Source organism: Mycobacterium sp. (assembly GCF_029961025.1).
Taxonomy (GTDB): domain Bacteria; phylum Actinomycetota; class Actinomycetes; order Mycobacteriales; family Mycobacteriaceae; genus Mycobacterium.
In genome coordinates this window covers 64,899-86,972 of record NZ_JASBVP010000004.1, presented here as the reverse complement: position 1 = coordinate 86,972, position 22,074 = coordinate 64,899, and the positions used below count along the sequence as shown (strand labels likewise).

Sequence of the window (22,074 nt, the reverse complement as noted above, 5' to 3'; positions counted from 1 at the left end):
CCAGTTCAGACAGGAGCGTTTGCTTGAAGACCATGAGGTTGGCCGCCCGCACGCGGCGGCGTCTTCGCCGGCGGCTGTCGGGCGGACTGCTGTTGCTGGCGGCGCTGGCCCTCGCCGGAGGGCTGGCCGCGGTGCTGACCCCGCGCCCCCAACTCGCCGTCGCCGACGAGTCCTCCTCGGCGCTGCTGCGCACCGGCAAAGAGCTGTATGAGACGTCGTGCGTGAGCTGCCACGGGGCCAACCTGCAGGGGGTGCCCGATCGCGGCCCGAGCCTGATCGGTGTTGGCGAGGCGGCGGTTTACTTCCAGGTGTCCACCGGCCGGATGCCCGCCAGGCGCGGTGAGGCGCAGGCGGAACGCCAGGAAAGGCCGGTTTTCGACGCCGCGCAGATCGACGCGCTGGGTGCCTACGTGCAGGCCAATGGTGGTGGCCCCACCGTGGTGCGCAACCCCGACGGCAGCATCGCCCAGCAGTCGCTGCGCGGGGACGACCTGGGCCGCGGTGGTGACCTGTTCCGGCTCAACTGCGCCTCGTGTCACAACTTCACCGGCAAGGGTGGCGCGTTGTCATCCGGCAAGCACGCGCCTGACTTGGGGCCGGCCAATGAGCAGCAAATCCTCGCCGCGATGCGGACCGGCCCGGGCAACATGCCGAAGTTCTCCGATCGGCAGCTCTCGTTCGACGCAAAGAGGGACATCATCGCCTATGTGAAAACCGTCGCCGAGGAACGCAGCCCGGGCGGATACGGCCTGGGCGGATTCGGGCCGGCCCCCGAGGGCATGGCGATCTGGATCATCGGCATGGTCGCGGTCATCGGCGCGGCGCTATGGATAGGGGCGCGGGCATGAGCGACGCTAACAGCGACATCAACGACGTCACCGGCACCGAGATTCCGGGCCAGCCCGACGAGGCCGCGCTGGCCGCTATGTCGCGCGAGGAGCTGGTCGCGCTGGGCGGGCGACTCGACGGGGTGGACACGGTCTACAAAGAGCCTCGCTGGCCGGTCGCGGGCACCAGAGCCGAAAAACGGGCCGAACGCCAAGTGGCGCTGTGGTTGTTGCTGGGCGGGGTCTTCGGGCTGGCGCTGCTGCTGATCTTTTTGTTCTGGCCCTGGCAGTACAAACCCAAGCAGGCCCCCGGCAGTCTCCTCTACTCGCTCACCACGCCGCTTTACGGGCTGACCTTCGGGCTTTCCATCCTGTCGATAGCCGTGGGCGCGGTGCTATTCCAGAAAAAATTCATCCCGGCCGAGATCTCGATCCAGGAGCGCCACGACGGCGCCGGTGCCGGATCCCCGGAGATCCACCGCAAGACCGCGGCCGCCAACCTGACGGACGCTTTCGAAAGCTCCACCATCCGCCGCCGCAAACTCATCGGGATGTCCCTGGGCGTCGGCCTGGGAACGTTCGGCCTGGGCACCCTGGTGGCGTTCGTCGGCGGACTGATCAAAAACCCCTGGAAACCGGTCGTCCCCACCGCCAGGGGGAAGCAGGCCGTGCTGTGGACCTCGGGCTGGACCCCGCGGTACCCCGGCGAGACTATCTATCTGGCCCGGGCCACCGGCGAGCACGCGGGGGCGCCGTTCATCAAGATGCGCCCGCAAGACATCGACCCCGGCGGGATGGAGACCGTGTTCCCCTGGCGCGAGTCCGACGGCGACGGCACCACACCCGAATCCCGGGAGAAGCTGTCGGAGATCATGATGGGCGTGCGCAACCCGGTGATGCTCATCCGCATCCGGCCGGGTGACATGTCTCGGGTAATCAAACGCAAGGGCCAGGAGAGCTTCAACTTCGGAGATCTTTTCGCCTTCACCAAGGTCTGCTCGCATTTGGGTTGCCCGGCTTCGCTTTACGAACAACAGGATTACCGCATCCTCTGCCCCTGCCACCAGTCGCAGTTCGACGCGCTGCAGTACGCCAAGCCGATCTTCGGTCCGGCTGCCCGTGCGTTGGCGCAGCTGCCCATCACCATCGACACCGACGGCTATCTGGTCGCTAACGGCGACTTCGTCGAGGCCGTCGGGCCGGCCTTCTGGGAGCGCACCTCATGAGCCCGAAAATCGGTGACATCCTGGCCCGCCAGGCCAACGACATTGATGTCCGCTATCACCCGTCGGCCGCACTGCGCCGCCAGCTCAATAAAGTCTTCCCGACACACTGGTCGTTTCTGCTCGGCGAGATCGCCCTGTACAGCTTTGTCGTGCTGCTGATTACCGGCGTCTACTTGACGCTGTTTTTCAATCCGTCGATGAACGAGGTCACCTACAACGGCGTCTACCAGCCGCTGCGCGGAGTGCAGATGTCGAAGGCCTACGCCTCAACGCTCGATATCAGCTTCGAGGTGCGTGGCGGCTTGTTCGTCCGCCAGGTCCACCATTGGGCGGCACTGATGTTCGCGGCCGCCATCATGGTGCACCTGGCGCGGATCTTCTTCACCGGCGCTTTCCGCCGGCCCCGCGAGACCAACTGGATCATCGGCTCCCTGCTTTTGATCCTGGCCATGTTCGAGGGCTACTTCGGCTACTCGCTGCCCGACGATCTGTTGTCGGGTATCGGGCTGCGTGCGGCGGCGTCGTCGATCACGTTGGGAGTACCGGTGATCGGGACGTGGTTGCATTGGGCGCTGTTCGGTGGCGACTTCCCCTGCGGTGGTGTGGGAGACAACTGCGACGCGGCGGGCTACATCGTGCCGCGCATGTATTCACTGCACATTCTTTTACTTCCGGGAATCATCCTGGCGCTCATCGCTATCCATTTGGCGTTGGTGTGGTTTCAAAAGCACACCCAGTTCCCGGGTCCGGGCCGCACCGAAGAGAACGTCGTCGGCGTGCGGGTGATGCCGGTGTTCGCCCTCAAATCCGGTGCCTTTTTCGCGCTGACCACCGGCGTTCTCGGCCTGATGGGCGGCCTGCTGCAGATCAACCCGATCTGGAACCTGGGACCCTACAAGCCATCCCATGTCTCGGCCGGCTCCCAGCCGGACTTTTACATGATGTGGACCGAGGGCCTGGCCCGGATCTGGCCGGCCTGGGAGCTCTACGTGGGGCATCACACGATCCCGGCGCCGGTCTGGGTGGTGGTGATCATGACGCTGGTGTTCGTGCTGCTGATCGTTTACCCGTTCCTGGAAAAACGCTTCAGCGGCGATTATGCGCATCACAACCTGCTGCAGCGGCCGCGGGACGTCCCGGTGCGTACGGCGCTCGGCGCCATGGCGATCGCCTTCTACATGGTGCTCACCCTCAGCGCGATGAACGACATCATCGCACTCAAGTTCCACATCTCGCTCAACGCGACGACCTGGATCGGCCGCATCGGCATGGTGCTGCTCCCGCCGATCGTCTACTTCGTGGCCTATCGGTGGTGTATCGGGTTGCAGCGCAGCGATCGGGAGGTCCTCGAACACGGCATCGAAACGGGCATCATCAAACGGCTGCCGCAGGGCGCCTACATCGAGTTGCACCAGCCGCTCGGTCCGGTTGACGAGCACGGCCATCCGATACCGCTGGAATACCAGGGTGCGCCGATCCCCAAGCGGATGAACAAGCTCGGCTTGGCCGGGTCGCCCGGCCACGGCAGCTTCTTGTTCGCCGACCCGGCGTCCGAAGACATCGCCCTGCGGGAAGCGGCGCACGCTGCCGAGCAGCGCGCCCTGACCGCGCTGCGCGAGCGCCAGGAAGCCAATACAACCGGCGACAATCACGGCGATCCCGACAATCACTAAGAGAACTAAAGGGTTTGGCAGCTGGCGGCCGTAGTCACCCGGCCTGGCGTCGTTGCGGCCCCCAACCCACGTAGGTCAAATAGAGCCCGGCCAGGGCCAGCCCGACGAATATCACCCAGATCACCGCCGTCGCACCAGACCGGTAGACGGCGTTGCCCGCCGCGCTGTAGACCCGGGGAACGGTCAGCAGCAGCAGCCCGCGGATCGCGAGAAACCAGCCCACAGCAGACACGATGATCGCCGCGGGGGTGCGCCAGTACTGGTGAAACGCGATGACGACCAGGCCGAATAACAGCAGAATGGCGCCATAGAGCCATGGCCACATCGGGTTGGCCTGGAATTCGGCGAATAAATCCCGCATATCCGCGCCGCGAAGTGCCACGCTAGTAGGGACGATTGCGAAAAACGGGCCCAACACCCGGGCGAACATGCGCGTACGAGTCGCTGCCTGCGCCGTTGGGGTCATCACTACCTCCTAGGTTGCCGTAGCCGGCCACAACCACCAGTGGTGATCGAGGCCGTGCGGGAACGACTGCGCCTGCCAGACCAGAGTTCGACGGTATCTTTAGGGCTCAGCGCGGCGCGGTTCCGGGTGGTGACGCTGGGGGTGCCCGCCCGGTCGGTCACTCCGTGGATTCAGTACGGCGGCTGGTGCTCCGCAGCCAGGCGGCGCAACTGTCGAACCTTGTGCCAGGAGAACACGATCATCACCACGGTGACGATCCCGGCGATTACGTACCCGGTCCAGGAGGCGCCGTACCGGCCGATGGCCATCAGGTAAGTTGCCACCGCGACACAAACCAAGGCGGTGCCCATCGTGGCCAACAGGGCTACCGTGCCCCGTAGCCAGAGCCGATCCACTTCCGTGTCGGCTGACGCGGCCGGGCCGAACGCCGTGAGACGCTCTGTAGGGGCTTGCTCGGCCACGCCGTAGGCGACCGGGCCGAGGGCGGACCTGAGTGGTTGGTTGCCCACGCCGAAGATCGGTCCGGCTGCCGGCCGGGCGCCCGGCTCAGCCGGTCCGGCGCGGCGGGCCCGCAACAGCAACGGAATGGCGGCCAGAATGACCACCACCGACACCGCGATGACGGCGTAGAGCACCGCCGGGGTGTGCGCGTTCCCACCCGCGGTGCGAAATCCCCGGCCCAGGTCCACCAGCGCGACGACGGCGGCGACGCTCGCGCCCACCAGCAAAAGCCAGATCCCCGCACACCAGGCGAGCAGGACGCGGTCGGCGGTGTTGAGTGATCCGGCCCCCCGCCCGCGCCCGGTCCAGGGATCCCGATCGACCATCAACAACTCGTTTGCGGTTGGTCGTTGTTGTTTGCCGACAAAACGGTCCCGTCACTCGTTGTGATCGAGCAGTTGAGTTTGCTAAGCCGCAGCAGGCTGGATGCCTCCACCGAGCCGATCTCAGACTGCGAGATCGGTGTTAGGGTCATCGACCACGGGATGTACGCGTTGCGTTGCGTCCGGCGCTGCCCGGACGCATCGATATAGGTAATTGTGATGACGTCAAAGGGGGCCTTGGTGCCGGTCACCGAATAGGTGACCTGCCGGGGGCCGGCCGGAGTGCTGGGGGCCACCGGCGGTGCCGCGACCGTCGTGGACGCCGGTGGTGCCGGGGTGGCCGGCGGCGGGGGCGGCGCTTCGGCGGCCGGGGGAGGCGGCGGCGGGGCGGTCGTCGTCACCGTCACCGTCTGGGTCGGAGGCGGCGGGGGTGCCGTGCTCACCGGCGGTGGCGGCGGGGGCTGGGCGGTGGTGGTGACGATCTCGTCCTGCATAGGCGGCGTGGACGAGGGGGCGGTAGCCGGGGTGGCAAGCTTTTGAGTGTCGGTGCGGGCGAACAGCAACGAGACCGACACGACCAGCGCGATGGCGGCCAAGATCGCAGCGACACCGACAACCCACGGCCAACGGGGAGTGATCCGTTCGTCTTGCGGGTCGATCGAGTCGCCATAGCTGTCGTAGTCGTAGAGTTGTGGATCGACCGGCACGTACGGGCTGCTGGTGAAATGCTCGGATTCGGGAGCCGAGTAGGCCTGCGAGTAAAACTCGGTCGCACTGGTCTGCGGCTCCGACTCTTCGCCGCCGGACTCGCTGGCGAACCGCGATTCTTCATTACGCTCGCCGCCCACGTCCAGTTCGTCGCCGGGCTCACCAACGGGTGCCAGTTCTTCAGATTTCGGTCCTGAGGGATTGGGCCCACCCATGTTTGTCTGTCCTGTTCGATTGCATCACCCACGCGCGGCACTGCTGCTGCGCGCACAGACATTTTTATTGTGCATTTTTATTGTGCTTGGCAAGTTTATTGTTCTTGGCAAGCCTACCTAACTCAGCCCCGCATGGCGGTCATGGCGAACGGCGAGGAGTCAACTCGTGCCCCGATCCCACCACGCCCCGGCGACGATGCGGGCCCGCAGGGCCCGAGGGTAAGGCGGGGCAATCGCACCACCACCGAACTCCTCAGTGCTTTTCCGGACCCACGTAGTACTGGAAGACCAGCCCGGCTGCCGAGCCGAGGACGAACACCACGCCGGCGACGATCAGCCACGGTAACCACAGCGCGACGCCGACCGCCGCCACCGATGCGGACAACGCGACCAGGATCGGCCACCAACTGTGCGGGCTGAAAAACCCCAGTTCCCCCGCCCCGTCGCTAATCTCGGCACCTTCGTAGTCCTCGGGCCGGGTGTCCAGGCGCCGGGCCACGAAGCGGAAGAACGTGGCCACGATCAGCGCCATGCCGCCGGTCAACGCCAGCGCGGTGGTTCCGGCCCACTCCACGCCACCCGTGGCGAACAGTTGCGTCAAAACGCCGTACACCACCGCAACCACGACGAAGAACGCGGCCACGAACTCGAACAGCCTGGCTTCGATACGCATGAACGTCGTCACCTACTCGCTTGGGGGAGCCTGCTGACCACGGCGGGTTTCGAACGGATGGGTGCTAATGGCGACCGGGGACTGATTGATGGCCAGCAGGGCCTGGGCGTTGGTCTTCCCCGCGATGCGCTGCTGCAAATATGCCTTGAAGTCATTGGGCGTCACCACCCGGACCTCGAAGTTCATCATCGAGTGATACGTGCCACACATTTCCGCGCAATGCCCGACGAACGCGCCGGTCCTGGTGATCTCTTTCACCTGGAATTTGTTCACCGAGTTGTTCGCCGCGGGGTCGGGCAGCACGTCGCGCTTGAACAAAAAATCCGGCACCCAAAACGAGTGCACCACGTCGGCCGACGCTAACTGGAACTCGATGCGCTTACCGGTGGGCAGCACCAGCACCGGGATCTCGGTGCTGGTGCCCAGGGTTTCGACCTTGTCGAAGTTGAGGTAGGTGCGGTCCTGGGTGTTGCGGCCACGCACCGGGCCGACCAGGTCTTCACCATACTTGTCTTTGCCCTCGGGCTTGGATGCCATCGCCCGTTTGCGCGCCGGGTCCGCGCCGTCATAGGTCAGCGTGCCGTCTTTGAAATCGACCTTCTGATAGCCGAACTTCCAGTTCCACTGAAACGCGGTGACGTCGACCACAACCTCGGGGTCAGAGCTCAAGCGGAGCATCTTTTCCTGCACCACCACGGTGAAATAGAACAGCACCGAGATGATCAGAAACGGGGTCACGGTGAGCACCAGCTCCAGCGGCATGTTGTAGCCGAACTGACGGGGTAGTTCGGTGTCGGTGGCTTTCTTGCGGTGAAACGCGGAAGCCCAGAAGATAAGCCCCCACACAATGGCTCCGACGACCAGTGAGGCGATGACAGCGCCGAGCCACAGGTGTCGGTTGAGCTCCGCCTCCGGGGTGACACCCCGGGGCCAGCCCAGGCCCAGCACTTCCGACCAGCTGCACCCGCTCAGGACGATCGCCAGCGCGCCCATGGTCCCGGACAGCGCCAGCAACCGAAGCCGGCGGGAAAATCCCCGGCGAACCCTCCCCCAAACACCGATGGCACCTTCGGGCCGGCGAAGTGTCACGGTGGCGCCTCCTCTGTCACAAGTTGGACCGACCGGGGCATGTCCCCGCGGAACATCGGCTTTCCTCGCCCGCTAGCGGCATTCGAATACTACGCAGCGTAGACCACGCGCCGCCGGGCGGCGACGCCGCCCGGGGCGCGCTGTGAAGCCGGCCCTTGCGCGGTGATGACGCGGGCCCGCACCGAGTGCGGCATACTGGTGCGCCATGTGTGGATTGCTGGCCTTTGTCCGGGCCGGCACCGGCACGGACCCTCGCGGTTCGGCGTGCAACGTCGCCGATGCCGTCGCCCGCGCGTCGCACCTGATGCGTCACCGCGGGCCTGACGAGCTGGGAACGTGGTGCGACGCTGACTCGTACCCGACCGTCGCGTTCGGTTTCAACCGACTCGCCATCATCGACATCGCGCACTCGCACCAGCCGCTGCGGTGGGGCCCACCCGAAAACCCCGGCCGCTACGTGCTGGTGTTCAACGGCGAAATCTACAACTACCTGGAGTTACGCGAGGAACTGGCGGCCACGCATGGGGCTGGGTTTGCCACCGAGGGCGACGGGGAGGCCATCATCGCCGCCTACCACTACTGGGGTGCCGGGGCGCTGACGCGACTGCGCGGCATGTTCGCCTTCGCACTGTGGGACACGGTTACCCGGGAGCTTTTCTGTGCCCGCGACCCGTTCGGCATCAAACCGCTGTTCATCGCGACCGGCTCCCGGGGGACGGCGGTGGCCAGCGAGAAGAAGTGCCTGCTGGACCTGGCGGATGTGGTGGGCTTCGACACCGGTATCGACCAGCGCGCCATGCAGCACTACACGGTGCTGCAGTATGTGCCGGAACCCGAGACCCTGCACCGCGGCGTGCGCCGCCTGGAATCGGGCTGCTACGCGCGAATCCGTCCCGGACAGGGTGTCAGCGAGATCAGCCGGTATTTTGTGCCGCGTTTCACCGCCAAGCCGATCATCCGAGACACCGAGCAGGACCGTTATGCCGAGATCACCGCCGTTCTGGAGGACTCGGTGGCCAAACACATGCGCGCCGACGTCACAGTTGGCGCATTTTTATCCGGGGGCATCGACTCCACGGCGATCGCGGCGCTGGCCATCCGGCACAATCCCCGGCTGATCACTTTCACCACCGGTTTCGAGCGGGAGGGCTTCTCGGAGATCGACGTCGCCGTGGCCTCGGCGGAGGCCATCGGTGCCCGCCACATCGCCAAGGTCATCAGCCCGACGGAGTTCGTGACGGCCTTGCCCGAGATCGTCTGGTACCTCGATGAACCGGTGGCCGACCCGGCGCTGGTGCCGTTGTTCTTTGTGGCCCGCGAGGCCAGGAAACACGTGAAGGTGGTGCTTTCCGGTGAAGGCGCCGACGAGCTGTTCGGCGGTTACACGATTTACCGCGAGCCGTTGTCGCTCAAGCCGTTCGACTACTTGCCCGGTGCGTTGCGACGCTCGATGGGCAAGGTGTCTAAGCCGCTTCCGGAGGGCATGCGCGGCAAGAGTCTTTTGCACCGCGGCTCGCTGACCCTGGAAGAACGCTATTACGGCAACGCCCGCAGTTTTTCCGATGAGCAACTGCGCGCCGTGCTGCGCGGGTTCCGGCCGGAGTGGACCCACACCGACGTGACAGCGCCGCTGTACGCGCAATCGCGGGGTTGGGATCCGGTGGCCCGCATGCAACACGTCGACCTGTTCACCTGGTTGCGAGGTGACATCCTGGTCAAGGCGGACAAGATGACGATGGCGAACTCGCTGGAGTTGCGCGTCCCGTTTCTCGATCCCGAGGTGTTCGCGGTGGCCTCCCGGTTGCCGCTACGAGCCAAAATCACCCGAACCACCACCAAATACGCGCTGCGGCGAGCGCTGCAAGCAATTGTTCCGCCGCATGTGCTCGATCGGCCCAAGCTGGGGTTTCCGGTGCCCATCCGGCACTGGCTGCGCGCCGGCGAGCTCTTGGAGTGGGCGTATGCGACGGTGGACTCGTCGCAGGCCGACCACCTTGTCGACATCGCTTCCGTGCGCCGGATGCTCGATGAACATCGTTGTGGCACAAGCGATCACAGTCGGCGATTGTGGACGGTGCTGATCTTTTTACTGTGGCACGCGATCTTCGTCGAACACAGCGTGGTGCCACAGATCAGCGAGCCGCACTACCCCATCCAGGTGTGAGACCCGGCCGGACCGGCGGACAGTCGTCCCAGTCCCCGACGTGGCCCGGGGCGCCTTACGGCAGTGCGGCGCTAATCTCCCGGGCCGCCCGGTCGCCGTAGGCGCCGGCCAGCCGCGCCATCGCGACGTCGCGATCCCACCGCCACTCTTGGGTGCCCGTCGACTCCAGCACCAAAACCGCGACGAGCGAGCCAAGCTGCGCCGACCGCTCCAGACTCAGGCCCGCGCTGCGTCCGGTCAGAAAGCCCGCCCGAAACGCGTCACCGACACCGGTGGGATCCACTCGGTCGGTCTCGGGCACCACGCCGACGTGGATCACTGAGCCGTCGGGGTCGACGATGTCAACACCCTTGGGGCCCAGCGTGGTCACCCGCAGGCCGACCCGGGCCCGCACGTCCGCTTCGGTCCAGCCGGTCTTGGACAGCAGCAGATCCCATTCGTAATCATTGGTGAACAAGTAGGTGGCACCGCCGATGAGCCGGCGAATCTGCTCGCCGGAGAGCCGGGCCAGCTGCTGGGAAGGGTCGGCGGCAAACGCCAGCCCCAGTTGGCGGCACTCCTCGGTGTGCAACAGCATGGCGTCGGGGTCGTTGGCGCCGACGATCACCAACTCGGGTCTCCCGATGATCGACATCACATCGGCGAGCGAGATCTCGCGGGCCTCCGACATGGCACCCGGATAAAACGACGCGATCTGGGCCATCTCCAGATCGGTGGTGCACATAAAGCGCGCGGTATGGGCGGTCTTCGAAATCCGCACCGCGGCACACTTCACCCCGTGAGCCTCCAGCCATTGGCGATACTCGTCGAAGTCTTCACCGGCCGCACCGACCAGCGCAACGTCACCGCCGAGGACACCGATGGCGAAGGCCATGTTTCCCGCCACCCCACCACGATGGATCACCAAGTCATCGACCAGAAAGCTCAGCGATACCTTCTCCAGGTGCCCGACCAGCAGCTGCTCGGAGAACCGGCCCGGAAACCGCATCAGATGGTCGGTGGCAATCGAGCCGGTGACGGCGATCGTCACGAAATCTCCACCCTTCGTTCGTGAGCTCGTCTAGCTAACTCGTCTAGCTAAGACTATGCGACCGGGGTGGCCGGCCACCTTCTAGCCCGTGCCCTAGCCCGTGCCCGCTACCGGAGCTTCCGCACGCCGCGACGACTCAGCGCTATCCGGGCGACTGGCGCGCCGGAACCCACACCACCCGACAGGCGCGCATAAATGCTAGGCGAGTACGGGTGCCGGTGGGTAGCGGGTCAACTCAGTTGAACGAATCTCCGCAGGCGCAAGACCCCGTGGCGTTCGGGTTGTCGATGGTGAAACCTTGCTTCTCGATGGTGTCCACGAAGTCGATCGTCGCGCCGTGCAGGTACGGCGCACTCATGCGGTCCACCGTCAGCGTCACGCCGCCGAACTCCGCTGTCAGGTCACCGTCAAGCGTGCGGTCATCGAAGAACAGGTTGTAGCGCAGCCCGGCGCATCCGCCCGGCTGGACCGCGATGCGCAACGCCAGGTCGTCGCGCCCCTCCTGGTCCAGCAAAGCCTTCGCCTTAGCGGCGGCGGCCTCGGTCAGGGTCACGCCGTGAGTCGTCGCCGTGGACTGGTCTGAAACAGCCATTAGGTCTCCTACGCGTTCGGATATGCTCGCTGTAGCGGGGCCGGCTCTAACCGCCCGGCTCACTGACTCAACGGTACCTGGTTTGGGCGCAATTCCCGAGTCGTGACGCCACCGCCGCCGCCAGGCCCATAAGCTGGTTGGCGGCGTCGGCCAGTGCCAGCCCCACCGAGCCGGCGTAATCGGCGATGGCGTAGGCCGCCAGAATGCCCGCTGACCGCAACGCAGACTCGTGCAGACGAACCTGCCCCGCCAGCACCAGTACCGGAATACCCCGTGGCTGCGCGGCAGCGGCCAGGGCACCGACCACCTTGCCGTGCAGAGACTGCTCGTCGAGCTGGCCTTCACCGGTGACGATCAGGTCCGCGGCGGCGATGTCATCGGCCAGCTGCGTGTGTTCGGCGACGAGCGCCGCACCCGACGTGCACCTCCCGCCCAGGGCCAGCAGCGCGGCCCCGATACCGCCGGCGGCGCCCGCGCCCGCTTCAGCGCTCACCGTCCGCCCGGCGACGGCGTCCAGTTTTTCGGCCCACCATCGGAGGCGCTCTTCAAGCGCCGCGACCGTGGCCGGGTCGGCGCCCTTCTGCGGCCCGAATATCCGCGCCGCACCCCACGGCCCCAGCAGCGGGTATTCGACGTCGCAGGCGGCGATCAACTCCGTTTCCGCGAGCCGCCGCCGCCCGGCCTGCAGGCCGCCGAGTTCGTCGATCAGCCCCTGGCCGCCATCGGTGCTGGCGCTGCCGCCGAGCCCCACCACGATCCGTGTCGCCCCGGCTTGCAGCGCCGCCCCAATAAGTTGGCCTACTCCCCTGCTGTGCGCCGCCAAGGCGGTCTGCGGTGTTGGCGGGCCGCCCAGCCGTCCCAGGCCGCAGGCCTGCGCACACTCCAGGTATGCCGTCGCCGAGCCGGGATCGAACACCCAGTCGGCGTCGACCTCGGCGCTTAATGGGCCGCAGACCCGCAGCCGGCGCAACCCCCCCAGCCGGGCCGCCAGCACCGACACGAAACCCGGTCCGCCGTCGGACTGCGGCGCCACGGTGAACTGGTCGCCCGGACGTGCCCGGTTCCAGCCCGCCGCGATAGCCGCGGCGGCCTGTACCGCGGTCAGGCTGTCGCCGTAGCTATCCGGGGCGACCAGCACCCGCCAGGTCGGTGGGTGGACCGCGGTCGCCGCCAGGCCGGCACCAGCCGATCGGCCGTTCATTTCTGAAAGCGTAGAACTGGCCGGCCGGTGGCGCACGCCGAAACCGGGTGCACCATGGACCGGGTACCCGATCACGAGCCACATCGAAGTAACCTGACGACTGTGAAGCTGTTGGGCCGAAAGAAAGCGCCATCCGGTGACACCCGCGGAACGGGCGATCCCCGCACGACGGCCGGGCCGAACTCCGGCGCGCCCGCGCCGGGCGCCGTTCGCGGTTCACGCACGACCGCACCGAAGGGCCGGCCCACACCGAAGCGTCGCGACAAGGACCAGAGGAAAAGGGGTCCGGTCGCGCCGGCGCCGATGAACCTCGCCGAGGCCCGCGCCCGGCGCAAGCTGCATGGCGGCCCCAAACTCAGCCGGGAGGAGCGCCGGGCCGAGCGAGCCAGGCGACGGGCGCAGATGGCCGAGCGCCGGGAACGCATGATGGCCGGCGAAGAGGCGTACCTGCTGCCGCGTGACCGCGGTCCGGTACGCCGGTTTGTTCGCGATGTGGTGGACTCCCGCCGCAACGTCCTGGGGCTGTTCATGCCCTCGGTGCTGGCACTGCTGTTGCCTATGATGGCCGTGCCACGGCTCCAGTTCTACGTCTCGCCCGCGATGATGGTGTTGATGATCGTCATGGCGATCGACGGGATCATCCTGGGCCGCAAGGTTGCCACCCTGGTTGACGCCAAGTTCCCCGGTAACACCGAAAGTCGCTGGAAACTTGGCCTTTACGCGGTGAGTCGGGCCTCCCAGCTGCGTCGCACCCGAACCCCCCGCCCCCAGGTCCGGCGCGGCAGCAGTGTTGCTTAAAAACCTCCCGAGAGCTGCTTGACCCGCGGTGCGCATCCTCGTGCTCGGCGGGATCCGGTCGGGTAAGTCTCAGTGGGCGGAGGCGGTCATCGCCGAATCGCTGGCTCCCGGCCAGCAGGTGCGCTACCTGGCCACCGGACAGGCCGACCATGCCGATGAGGTGTGGTCGGCGCGGGTCGCCGAGCACCGGGCCCGCCGGCTCGCGCACTGGTCGACGGTTGAGACCGACGACGTCGCCGCCGAGTTGCGGCACTCGCCCCGCATCCCGACGCTCGTGGACGACGTCGGCACCTGGTTGACCGCCGCCCTGGACCGCCACCACGCCTGGGACGCTGGATCGGTGGTAGTCGATATCGAAGAGCTGGTCGCCGCGGTGCGAGAGTTCCAGGCACCCCTGGTGCTGGTCAGCCCGGAAGTGGGGTTGTCGGTGGTGCCGGGCACCGCGTCGGGCCGGCGCTTCGCTGACGAGTTGGGCATGCTTAACCAGCGACTTGCCGCGCTGTGCGATCGGGTGGTGCTGGTGGTGGCCGGGCAACCGGTGCAGATCAAGCCGTTCCGGGGAGCAGGGAGCTGACATGGAGTTCGCGCCGGTGCTGCCCCCCGACCCCTCCGCCGCCGCGGCCGCTCGCTCCCGCCAAGAAACCCTGACCAAGCCGCCGGGTGCGCTGGGCCGTCTCGAGGATCTGTCGGTATGGGTGGCAGCTTGCCAGGGACGCTGCCCCCCAAGACAATTCGAGCGCGCCCGGGTCGTGGTGTTCGCCGGTGATCACGGGGTCACCTGCCGCGGGGTGTCGGCCTACCCGCCAAAGGTGACCGCACAGATGGTCGCCACTATCGCCGGCGGCGGTGCGGCGATCAACGCTGTGGCCGGTGTCGCGGGGGCGACCGTGCGACTGGCGGATCTGGCCGTGGATGCAGACCCGCTATCGACGCAGATTGGCGCGCACAAAGTTCGGCGCAGCAGCGGTGATATCGCGAAAGAGGACGCGCTGACCGGCGAGGAGACCGCCCGCGCGATCGAGGCCGGCCGCCAGATCGCCGATGAGGAGGTCGACGCCGGCGCCGATGTTCTCATCGTCGGCGACCTGGGGATCGGGAATACCACCCCGGCAGCGGTTTTGGTGGCGGCACTCACCGACACCGAGCCGGTCGCGGTGGTCGGCCGGGGCACCGGCGTCGACGACGCCGGCTGGGCCCGCAAGACGGCCGCGGTGCGTGACGCCCTGTTTCGGGCGCGGCCGTTGTTCTCCGACCCAGTCGGGTTGCTGCGCTGCTGCGGCGGCGCCGACCTGGCGGCGATGGCGGGCTTTTGCGCGCAGGCCGCGGTCCGGCGCACCCCGCTGCTGCTCGACGGCCTGGCGGTCACGGCCGCAGCCTTGGTCGCCGAACGGTTGGCCCCGGGAGCCCGGCAGTGGTGGCAGGCCGGGCATCGCTCGGCCGAACCGGCTCACGGGCCGGCCCTGGCGGCCCTGGAGTTGGACCCCATCCTCGATCTGCAAATGCGGCTGGGTGAAGGTGCCGGCGCCGCGGTGGCGCTGGGTGTGCTGCGGGCGGCGGTGGCCACGCTGTCGTCGATGGCCACCTTTGCCGCGGCCGGTGTCTCCACCCCTGCTGAAGCCGACCCGCCGCCACCCCCGTGATCAGGGCGCTGGCAAGCGCTGTCGCGTTCGAAACCGTGGTTCCCGTGCCCGGCGATCGCCGGCTGGGCCGCGGCACGATAACCGCGCTGCCGCTGGTGGGCGTCGCGCTGGGCGCGCTGGCGGCGGCCGTGACGGAGGTCGGCACGTTGGTCTTCGGCCCCGGAAGTGCGCTGTCCGGCCTGTTGGCGGTGGCGACGCTACTGGCCGCGACCCGTGGCCTGCACATCGATGGCCTGGCCGACACCGCCGACGGGCTGGGCTGCTACGGCCCGCCGTCCCGTGCCTTAGCGGTGATGCGCGACGGGCGGACCGGCCCGTTGGGGGTGGCGGCGGTGGTAGTGGTGATCGTCGTGCAGGGCCTGGCGTTCGCGGCGCTGGGCGCGGTCGGGATCGTCGACGCCGTGGTCGCCGGCCGCGTCGCGGTGGTGCTGGCCTGCCGCCGATCGGTGCCCGCGGCTGACGGCAGCACCCTAGGGGCCCGCGTCGCCGGCACTCAGCCGGCTCCGGTGGTGGCCGCCTGGCTTGTGGTGCTGGCGGCGCTGTCGCTGGCGGCGGGTCCGCGGCCATGGCAGGGACCGGTCGCGGTGCTGGTGGCGCTGTCCGGGGCCGGGGCGCTGACCGCACACTGCGTCCGGCGGTTCGACGGGATCACCGGCGACGTGCTGGGCGCCGCAACCGAGGTGGCGACGACGATGACCGCCGTGCTGCTGGCGGGGCTAGCCCGGTTCTGAGCGCCGAAAGCGCGCAACGCGCATCAGAAGCCACGGACGTGCGGTGACGGCGCGGCCCTGCCCGCCGGGTGGCGGCGCTCGCAGCGGCAGCTAATCCAGGCGGGCGATCCAGCCGTGGGTATCGGCGAAGGTGCCGCGCTGAATTCCGGTCAACGTGTCACGCAGCGCCATGGTCACCTCGCCGGGTTGGCCGTCGGCGATGGTGAACTCGACATCGCCGTACTTGACGCGCGCGATCGGGGTGATGACGGCCGCGGTGCCGCAGGCGAACACCTCGGTGATCTCACCGGCGGCGGACTTTTTCTGCCATTCGTCGATATCGATCTTGCGTTCCTCGGCAGCGATCCCGGCGTCAATGGCCAACTGTAACAACGAGTCCCGCGTGATACCGGGCAACAGCGAGCCGGACAGCTCGGGTGTGACCAGCCGGGCAGACGGGCCGCTGCCGAACACGAAGAAGATGTTCATCCCGCCCATCTCTTCGATGTAGCGGCGCTCGACAGCGTCCAGCCACACCACCTGGTCACACCCATTTTCCGCGGCCTGCACCTGAGCCACCAGCGATGCGGCGTAGTTGCCGCCGAACTTCGCCGCACCGGTGCCGCCCGGGCAGGCCCGCACGTATTGCGTCGATACCCAAACACTGACCGGCTTTATACCCTCTTTGAAGTACGCGCCGGCCGGCGAGGCCATCAGCAGGTACCGGAACTGCTTGGCCGGGCGCACCCCCAGCCCCGGTTCAGTGGCGAAGATGAACGGCCGCAGATACAGCGACTCCTCGCCGCCGGGCGGGGGGACCCACTCCTTGTCGACGGCGATGAGTTGTCGCAGCGATTCTAAGAACAGCTCCTCAGGCAGTTCGGGGATCGCCAGACGGCGGCACGACGAGCGCATCCTGGTGGCGTTGGCGTCGGCGCGAAACGACACGATCGAGCCGTCGGGCCAGCGGTAGGCTTTCAGGCCCTCGAACACCTCTTGGGCGTAGTGCAGCACGATCGCCGAGGGATCCAGCGTGACCGGACCGTAGGCCATCACCCGAGCGTTGTGCCATCCGAGCCCCTCGGTGTAATCGATCGACACCATGTGGTCGGTGTGATACTTGCCGAAACCGGGGTCCGCCAGGATCGATCGTCGCACCTCGTCGGTCACCGGGTGCACCGCGCGAGAAACCGTGAACTCGAGCGGACCGCTGGCCATGGGGCGATTCTATATGCGCGCGTTACCGGGTCTTGGCTTCCACGAAAGGCAGGCGTACCACTTCGCACTCCACGGCGCGCCCGCGGACGTCGACGGTGACATGCCGGCCGTCCTCGATGCCGGCGGCGGTGTCGATCAGCGCCAGGGCGATCCCGACTTTCAGTGTCGGAGAGAACGTTCCGGAGGTGGTGATCCCGATCTGGGTCGTCCCGTCAAGCACCCTCAGCCCAGGGCGCAACACGCCGCGCCCGACGGCCCGCAGCCCCCGCAGCAGCCGCCGCGGCCCCGCCGCCTTCTCGGCCAGCAGCGCCTCGCGGCCCCAAAACGTGTCCTTGTTCCAGCCGACCGCCCAGCCGCAGCGGGCCTGCAGCGGTGAGATGTCAGCCGACAGCTCATGGCCGTGCAACGGATAACCCATCTCGGTGCGCAGCGTGTCGCGGGCCCCCATGCCGGCCAGCTGCCCACCAACGTCGGTGACCGCCTTCACCAGGGCGTCGAACACCCCGGTGGCTGACTCCCAGGGCGGCATCAGCTCGTAGCCGTGTTCGCCGGTGTAGCCGCTGCAGCACACCCGCACCGGCACCCCGCCGAACGTCGCATCGGTGAAGCTCATGAACTCCAGGGCCGTGGGCAGTCCCAGCGCGTCGAGCACCTCGGTGGACCGGGGTCCCTGCACGGCCAGCACCGCATAGGAGCGGTGCTCGTCGGTGATCGTCAGCGTGTCCGGCGCGGCGCTGCGCAGCGCGGCGATCACCGCGGCTGCGTTAGCGGCGTTGGGCACCGGAAAGATTTCGTCGGGCGCTACGTAGTAGACGATCAGGTCGTCGATGACACCGCCGGATTCGGTGCAGCACAGCGTGTATTGGGCCTTGCCGGGGCCGATCTTACGCAGGTCGTTGGTGAACGCGGAGTTGACGAACTCCGCGGCTCCCGGCCCGCGGACGCACACTTTGCCCAGATGACTAACGTCGAACAGGCCGACGGTGCTGCGGGTGGCGGTGTGCTCGGCGACGGTGCCGGCATACGACATCGGCACCCACCAGCCGGCGAACTCGGCGAACTTGGCGCCCAGCTCGCGGTGGCGGTCTTCCAGCGGTCCGTGCTGCAACTCGTGGTTCACGAGAGACGACCCTAATGCGGATAGCGGCTGGAACACTTTTGTAGGTGGTCTGTAGGTGGTCGACCGGGCGTCTGCGACAAACTGCCGAACCGGCTGGAAGTCGCCCAAGCCCCCCAAGCCCCAAGACCCCTCAAGACCCCCAAGACCCCTCAAGACCCCCAAGATCCCCAAGACCCCCAAGATCCCCAAGACCCCCAAGATCCGTTGACACTCAAGGGCTTCCACGCACCCGTTAAGGCTTACGACCTGAGCGCCGGCCAACGACGGCGCGGCGCTGCCGAATCCGGGGCAATGCGCTGATTAGGGTGATGCCCGTGAGCACTTTTCCCGGTTACCCGGCCCCCGCCGTTAGCGTCACCTCCACGCTGCCGCGCCGCGGAGCGGCAACGGCGGTGCTGATCGTCCCGGTGGTCTCCACCGGCGACGAGGACCAGCCGGGCGCCGCCGTCACCGCGGCCGAGCCGTTTCTGCCTGCCGCGGCCGTCGCCGAGATCGAGGCCGGGCTGCGTGCGATCGATGCGAAGGGCGGCAGTGAACAGGTGCACCGGCTGGCGGTCTCCTCGCTGCCGGTCGGCAGCGTGCTGACGGTGGGCTTGGGCAAGGCGCGCGACGAGTGGCCGGCCGAGACGATCCGCCGCGCGGCCGGTGCCGCGGCGCGGGCGCTCAACGGTGCCGAGTCGGTGATCACCACGCTGTCCGGGCTGGATCTGGCCGCCGCCGTCGAGGGCCTGATCCTGGGCAGTTACCGGTTCACCGCCTTTCGCAGCGACAAGACCGCGCCGAAAGACCCCGGGTTGCAAAAGATCACCGCGCTGTCCACCGCCAAAAATGCCCGGGACCAGGCCGCGCACGCGGCGGCGGTGGCGACCGCCGTGGCCACCGCCCGAGACTTCGTCAACACCCCGCCGAGCCATCTCTTTCCTGCCGAATTCGCCCAACGGGCAAAGGCTTTGGGTGACTCTGTCGGCCTGGACGTGGAGGTGCTTGACGACAAGGCCCTGCAAAAGGCCGGTTTCGGCGGGCTGATCGGTGTCGGCAAAGGCTCATCGCGCCCACCGCGGCTGGTTCGCCTGATCCACCATGGCTCACGGCTGGCCAAAGCCCCGCAGCAGACCAAGACGGTGGCCCTGGTCGGCAAGGGCATCACCTTCGACACCGGGGGGATCTCCATCAAACCGGCGGCAAACATGCACCACATGACCGGGGATATGGCCGGGGCGGCCGCCGTCATCGCGACCGTGGCCCTGGCCGCTCAGCTGCAGTTGCCCATCGACGTGATCGCCACGGTGCCGATGGCCGAGAACATGCCGTCGGGCAGCGCGCAGCGTCCCGGCGACGTGCTGACCCACTACGGCGGAACCACGGTGGAGGTGCTCAACACCGACGCCGAGGGTCGGCTGATCCTCGCCGACGCCATCGTGCGGGCGTGCGAGGACAACCCGGATTACCTGATCGAGACCTCGACGCTGACCGGGGCGCAGACGGTGGCGCTGGGCACCCGCACGCCGGGGGTGATGGGCAGCGACGAGTTCCGCGACCGGGTAGCCGCGATTTCGCAGCGGGTGGGGGAGAACGGCTGGCCGATGCCACTGCCCGAGGAGCTCAAAGACGAGCTGAAATCGACGGTGGCCGATTTGGCCAATGTGAGCGGCCAGCGCTTCGCCGGGATGCTGGTCGCCGGCACGTATCTGCGTGAATTCGTCGCCGACGGGGTGAGCTGGGTGCATATCGACGTCGCCGGACCGGCGTATAACACCGGCAGCCCGTGGGGGTACACCCCCAAGGGCGGCACCGGCGTGCCGACTCGCACCATGTTCGCCGTGCTGGAGGACATCGCCCACAACGGCTAGCGGGGTTACCCCACCCCGGGTGTCGGCTCCGGCCAGCCGGCCCCGACGGGCGATCCGCCGCGTGTCATCGGGGTGATCCGCGGCGCCGGACACGCCGGGCGATACCCTCCCAGCCCGCCCCGCCGGCTCCGCCCTGCGTGGGGGTTGAGCATCCGGAAGTGACAGGATGGATGGTTGTGAAACCGACCCGGGTGCGACGCCCGACGCTGTGGTAAGCCAGAGGTCGACGCGTGCCGACCGACCCATCGATCGAATCGAGGAGTCAACAGAGATGGCCTTCTCAGTGCAGATGCCGGCACTCGGTGAAAGCGTCACCGAGGGGACGGTCACCCGCTGGCTCAAGCAAGAAGGCGATCGGGTCGAACTTGATGAACCACTGGTCGAGGTGTCAACCGACAAGGTCGACACCGAGATCCCGTCGCCGGCCGCCGGTGTGCTGACCAAGATCATCGCGCAGGAGGATGACACCGTCGAGGTCGGCGGCGAGCTGGCCGTCATCGGAGATGCCGTGGAAAGCCCGGGGGAAAGCCCACAAGCACATCCCCCGGTGGCCGCACCGCAACCCCAGCCGGAACCCCGGACCACGCCGCTACCCGAAGCCCGGCCGCAACCGCAACCCGAGACGCCCGCCCCAACCGCTTCCGGCCAGCGGGGCGGCGAGTCCACCCCGGTACTCATGCCCGAGCTCGGCGAGTCGGTGACCGAGGGCACCGTGACCCGCTGGCTAAAGAACGTCGGCGACTCCGTGCAGGTTGACGAGCCACTGGTGGAGGTGTCCACCGACAAGGTGGACACCGAGATTCCCTCGCCGGTGGCCGGCACCCTGATCAGTATCACCGCCGCCGAAGACGTCACCGTCCCCGTCGGCGGGGAGCTCGCCCGGATCGGTCCCGCGTCGGCGCCCGGTACCGCCGAGCCCCAGCCCGAACCCGAACCGGAGATCACACCCGAGCCTGCCGGGGCAGCGGCGATTGCGCCCGCGCGCGAGCCGGCCCCCCCGCCGGCCGCACCCAGGCCCGAACCCGGGCCACCGCCCTCGCCGGGGCCCCAACCGCAGCCCACGGCCCGCCCCGCGGCGGCGCGCCGGACGACCGGCGCGCCCTACGTCACTCCGCTGGTGCGAAAACTGGCTGCCGACAACGGTATCGACCTCAGCGAAATCCAGGGCAGCGGGGTCGGCGGGCGCATCCGCAAGCAAGATGTGCTGGCTGCCGCCGAAGCGAAGAAAGCGCGCGCGGCGGCACCGGCGCCGGCCCCCGCCACCACGGCGCCGGCCGCGCCCACGCCCGCACCGGCGCTGGCGCATCTGCGGGGCACCGTCCAGAAGGCCAGCCGAATCCGTCAAATCACCGCCCAGAAAACCCGGGAATCCCTGCAAGCTACCGCGCAACTCACGCAGACCCACGAGGTCGACATGACGAAGATCGTGGCGTTGCGTAACAGGGCCAAGGCGGAGTTCGCCGAACGCGAAGGGGTGAACCTCACCTTCCTCCCGTTCATCGCCCGGGCGGTCATCGACGCGCTGAAGATCCACCCCAACATCAACGCCAGCTATAACGAAGAGACCAAGGAGATCACCTACTACGATGCCGAGCACCTCGGCATCGCCGTCGACACCGAGCAGGGTTTGCTGTCCCCCGTCATCCACAACGCCGGTGACCTATCGCTGGCCGGACTGGCCCGCGCCATCGCCGACATCGCCGCACGGGCACGCTCGGGCGACCTGAAACCCGACGAGCTGTTCGGCGCGACCTTCACCATCACGAACATCGGCAGCCAGGGCGCACTGCTCGACACCCCGATCCTGATTCCACCGCAGGCCGCCATGTTGGGCATCGGGGCCATCGTCAAACGCTTGCGGGTGGTTGTCGATGAAAACGGCAACGAAACCATCGGGATTCGCTCGGTCTGCTACCTGCCGCTGACCTATGATCACCGGTTGATCGACGGTGCCGACGCGGGGCGTTTCCTGACGACGATCAAAAACCGGCTCGAAGAAGGAGCGTTCGAGGCCGACCTGGGGCTATGAGGGCTATCAGAAGGGCTTCCC

Annotated in this window: 20 protein-coding genes; 10 read left to right on the top strand and 10 right to left on the bottom strand. The window is 67.6% G+C overall.

Going from position 1 to position 22,074, the window contains the following annotated elements; genetic code table 11:
- The first annotated feature begins 32 nt into the window (after positions 1 to 32).
- The 3 genes from QJR12_RS05630 to QJR12_RS05620 are packed head-to-tail and all read left to right on the top strand — an operon-like array spanning position 33 to position 3,726.
- On the top strand, positions 33 to 848 hold the full coding sequence (locus QJR12_RS05630) for a cytochrome c (RefSeq protein ID WP_300579967.1): 816 nt from the start codon (positions 33 to 35) through the stop codon (positions 846 to 848).
- Positions 845 to 2,053: a ubiquinol-cytochrome c reductase iron-sulfur subunit gene (locus tag QJR12_RS05625; protein ID WP_300579741.1), complete on the top strand. Its 1,209-nt coding sequence runs from the start codon at positions 845 to 847 to the stop codon at positions 2,051 to 2,053. The genes QJR12_RS05630 and QJR12_RS05625 overlap by 4 nt, the downstream gene beginning before the upstream one ends.
- Positions 2,050 to 3,726: a cytochrome bc complex cytochrome b subunit gene (locus tag QJR12_RS05620; RefSeq protein WP_300579739.1), complete on the top strand. Its 1,677-nt coding sequence runs from the start codon at positions 2,050 to 2,052 to the stop codon at positions 3,724 to 3,726. Before QJR12_RS05625 ends, QJR12_RS05620 begins: the two co-directional genes overlap by 4 nt.
- Positions 3,727 to 3,760: 34 nt before the next feature.
- On the opposite strand, the gene QJR12_RS05615 is transcribed toward QJR12_RS05620, so the two are convergent.
- From QJR12_RS05615 to QJR12_RS05595, 5 genes are all read right to left on the bottom strand, one after another.
- A complete protein-coding gene (locus tag QJR12_RS05615) occupies positions 3,761 to 4,192 on the bottom strand; it encodes a hypothetical protein (protein WP_300579737.1) in 432 nt (143 codons plus the stop codon).
- A gap of 170 nt (positions 4,193 to 4,362) precedes the next feature.
- Positions 4,363 to 5,019, bottom strand: coding sequence for a DUF2561 family protein (locus QJR12_RS05610; RefSeq protein ID WP_300579735.1), 657 nt, complete (start codon positions 5,017 to 5,019; stop codon positions 4,363 to 4,365).
- Positions 5,019 to 5,939 (bottom strand): MmpS family transport accessory protein, encoded by a 921-nt coding sequence (locus QJR12_RS05605; RefSeq protein ID WP_300579733.1) that lies wholly within the window; start codon positions 5,937 to 5,939, stop codon positions 5,019 to 5,021. Before QJR12_RS05605 ends, QJR12_RS05610 begins: the two co-directional genes overlap by 1 nt.
- Before the next feature lie 253 nt (positions 5,940 to 6,192).
- Positions 6,193 to 6,612: a cytochrome c oxidase subunit 4 gene (locus QJR12_RS05600; RefSeq protein ID WP_300579732.1), complete on the bottom strand. Its 420-nt coding sequence runs from the start codon at positions 6,610 to 6,612 to the stop codon at positions 6,193 to 6,195.
- Between the two features lie 12 nt (positions 6,613 to 6,624).
- Positions 6,625 to 7,605: a cytochrome c oxidase subunit II gene (locus QJR12_RS05595; RefSeq protein ID WP_300579966.1), complete on the bottom strand. Its 981-nt coding sequence runs from the start codon at positions 7,603 to 7,605 to the stop codon at positions 6,625 to 6,627.
- A 301-nt stretch (positions 7,606 to 7,906) separates the two neighbouring features.
- Here QJR12_RS05595 and asnB point away from each other — a divergent pair, with 301 nt between their 5' ends.
- Complete coding sequence (gene asnB / locus QJR12_RS05590; RefSeq protein WP_300579730.1) at positions 7,907 to 9,865, top strand: asparagine synthase (glutamine-hydrolyzing); 1,959 nt, start codon at positions 7,907 to 7,909, stop codon at positions 9,863 to 9,865.
- A 55-nt stretch (positions 9,866 to 9,920) separates the two neighbouring features.
- On the opposite strand, the gene QJR12_RS05585 is transcribed toward asnB, so the two are convergent.
- The 3 genes from QJR12_RS05585 to QJR12_RS05575 all read right to left on the bottom strand — a co-directional run bounded on the left by QJR12_RS05585 (position 9,921) and on the right by QJR12_RS05575 (position 12,688).
- The gene (locus tag QJR12_RS05585) at positions 9,921 to 10,895 is read right to left on the bottom strand and encodes a carbohydrate kinase family protein (RefSeq protein WP_300579728.1); all 975 of its coding nucleotides are present in this window, start codon (positions 10,893 to 10,895) and stop codon (positions 9,921 to 9,923) included.
- A 235-nt stretch (positions 10,896 to 11,130) separates the two neighbouring features.
- Positions 11,131 to 11,487, bottom strand: a complete 357-nt coding sequence (locus QJR12_RS05580; RefSeq protein ID WP_300579727.1) for an iron-sulfur cluster assembly accessory protein — start codon at positions 11,485 to 11,487, stop codon at positions 11,131 to 11,133.
- Positions 11,488 to 11,554: 67 nt separating this feature from the next.
- The gene (locus tag QJR12_RS05575; RefSeq protein ID WP_300579726.1) at positions 11,555 to 12,688 is read right to left on the bottom strand and encodes a glycerate kinase; all 1,134 of its coding nucleotides are present in this window, start codon (positions 12,686 to 12,688) and stop codon (positions 11,555 to 11,557) included.
- Between the two features lie 111 nt (positions 12,689 to 12,799).
- Between QJR12_RS05575 and QJR12_RS05570 the strand changes: the two genes are divergently transcribed.
- The 4 genes from QJR12_RS05570 to QJR12_RS05555 are packed head-to-tail and all read left to right on the top strand — an operon-like array spanning position 12,800 to position 15,857.
- Entirely contained in the window at positions 12,800 to 13,486 is a 687-nt protein-coding gene (locus QJR12_RS05570; RefSeq protein WP_366526295.1) for a DUF3043 domain-containing protein, read from the top strand.
- A gap of 28 nt (positions 13,487 to 13,514) precedes the next feature.
- Entirely contained in the window at positions 13,515 to 14,060 is a 546-nt protein-coding gene (locus QJR12_RS05565; protein ID WP_300579724.1) for a bifunctional adenosylcobinamide kinase/adenosylcobinamide-phosphate guanylyltransferase, read from the top strand.
- A 1-nt stretch (position 14,061) separates the two neighbouring features.
- Complete coding sequence (gene cobT / locus QJR12_RS05560; protein ID WP_300579722.1) at positions 14,062 to 15,126, top strand: nicotinate-nucleotide--dimethylbenzimidazole phosphoribosyltransferase; 1,065 nt, start codon at positions 14,062 to 14,064, stop codon at positions 15,124 to 15,126.
- Positions 15,123 to 15,857: an adenosylcobinamide-GDP ribazoletransferase gene (locus QJR12_RS05555; RefSeq protein WP_300579720.1), complete on the top strand. Its 735-nt coding sequence runs from the start codon at positions 15,123 to 15,125 to the stop codon at positions 15,855 to 15,857. The genes cobT and QJR12_RS05555 overlap by 4 nt, the downstream gene beginning before the upstream one ends.
- A 90-nt stretch (positions 15,858 to 15,947) precedes the next feature.
- Here QJR12_RS05555 and QJR12_RS05550 read toward each other — a convergent pair whose 3' ends face one another.
- The gene (locus QJR12_RS05550; protein WP_300579718.1) at positions 15,948 to 17,054 is read right to left on the bottom strand and encodes a branched-chain amino acid aminotransferase; all 1,107 of its coding nucleotides are present in this window, start codon (positions 17,052 to 17,054) and stop codon (positions 15,948 to 15,950) included.
- 22 nt (positions 17,055 to 17,076) lie between these two features.
- Positions 17,077 to 18,174, bottom strand: coding sequence for a glycine cleavage system aminomethyltransferase GcvT (gene gcvT / locus QJR12_RS05545; protein WP_300579716.1), 1,098 nt, complete (start codon positions 18,172 to 18,174; stop codon positions 17,077 to 17,079).
- 314 nt (positions 18,175 to 18,488) lie between these two features.
- Between gcvT and QJR12_RS05540 the strand changes: the two genes are divergently transcribed.
- Together QJR12_RS05540 and sucB are read left to right on the top strand one after the other, a co-directional pair.
- Positions 18,489 to 20,024 (top strand): leucyl aminopeptidase, encoded by a 1,536-nt coding sequence (locus QJR12_RS05540; RefSeq protein WP_300579715.1) that lies wholly within the window; start codon positions 18,489 to 18,491, stop codon positions 20,022 to 20,024.
- A gap of 271 nt (positions 20,025 to 20,295) precedes the next feature.
- Positions 20,296 to 22,053, top strand: coding sequence for a 2-oxoglutarate dehydrogenase, E2 component, dihydrolipoamide succinyltransferase (gene sucB / locus QJR12_RS05535; protein ID WP_300579713.1), 1,758 nt, complete (start codon positions 20,296 to 20,298; stop codon positions 22,051 to 22,053).
- The last annotated feature ends 21 nt before the right edge of the window (positions 22,054 to 22,074 follow it).

Excerpts from the sequence above, each read along its gene's own strand:
- QJR12_RS05630 (WP_300579967.1), top strand. The coding sequence starts at position 33 with ATGAGGTTGGCCGCCCGCACGCGGCGGCGTCTTCGCCGGCGGCTGTCG.
- QJR12_RS05595 (WP_300579966.1), bottom strand. The coding sequence starts at position 7,605 with ATGGGCGCGCTGGCGATCGTCCTGAGCGGGTGCAGCTGGTCGGAAGTG.
- QJR12_RS05600 (WP_300579732.1), bottom strand. The coding sequence starts at position 6,612 with ATGCGTATCGAAGCCAGGCTGTTCGAGTTCGTGGCCGCGTTCTTCGTC.
- QJR12_RS05615 (WP_300579737.1), bottom strand. The coding sequence starts at position 4,192 with ATGACCCCAACGGCGCAGGCAGCGACTCGTACGCGCATGTTCGCCCGG.
- QJR12_RS05610 (WP_300579735.1), bottom strand. The coding sequence starts at position 5,019 with ATGGTCGATCGGGATCCCTGGACCGGGCGCGGGCGGGGGGCCGGATCA.
- asnB (WP_300579730.1), top strand. The coding sequence starts at position 7,907 with ATGTGTGGATTGCTGGCCTTTGTCCGGGCCGGCACCGGCACGGACCCT.
- cobT (WP_300579722.1), top strand. The coding sequence starts at position 14,062 with ATGGAGTTCGCGCCGGTGCTGCCCCCCGACCCCTCCGCCGCCGCGGCC.
- QJR12_RS05620 (WP_300579739.1), top strand. The coding sequence starts at position 2,050 with ATGAGCCCGAAAATCGGTGACATCCTGGCCCGCCAGGCCAACGACATT.
- QJR12_RS05625 (WP_300579741.1), top strand. The coding sequence starts at position 845 with ATGAGCGACGCTAACAGCGACATCAACGACGTCACCGGCACCGAGATT.
- QJR12_RS05575 (WP_300579726.1), bottom strand. The coding sequence starts at position 12,688 with ATGAACGGCCGATCGGCTGGTGCCGGCCTGGCGGCGACCGCGGTCCAC.
- sucB (WP_300579713.1), top strand. The coding sequence starts at position 20,296 with ATGGCCTTCTCAGTGCAGATGCCGGCACTCGGTGAAAGCGTCACCGAG.
- QJR12_RS05605 (WP_300579733.1), bottom strand. The coding sequence starts at position 5,939 with ATGGGTGGGCCCAATCCCTCAGGACCGAAATCTGAAGAACTGGCACCC.
- QJR12_RS05550 (WP_300579718.1), bottom strand. The coding sequence starts at position 17,054 with ATGGCCAGCGGTCCGCTCGAGTTCACGGTTTCTCGCGCGGTGCACCCG.
- QJR12_RS05580 (WP_300579727.1), bottom strand. The coding sequence starts at position 11,487 with ATGGCTGTTTCAGACCAGTCCACGGCGACGACTCACGGCGTGACCCTG.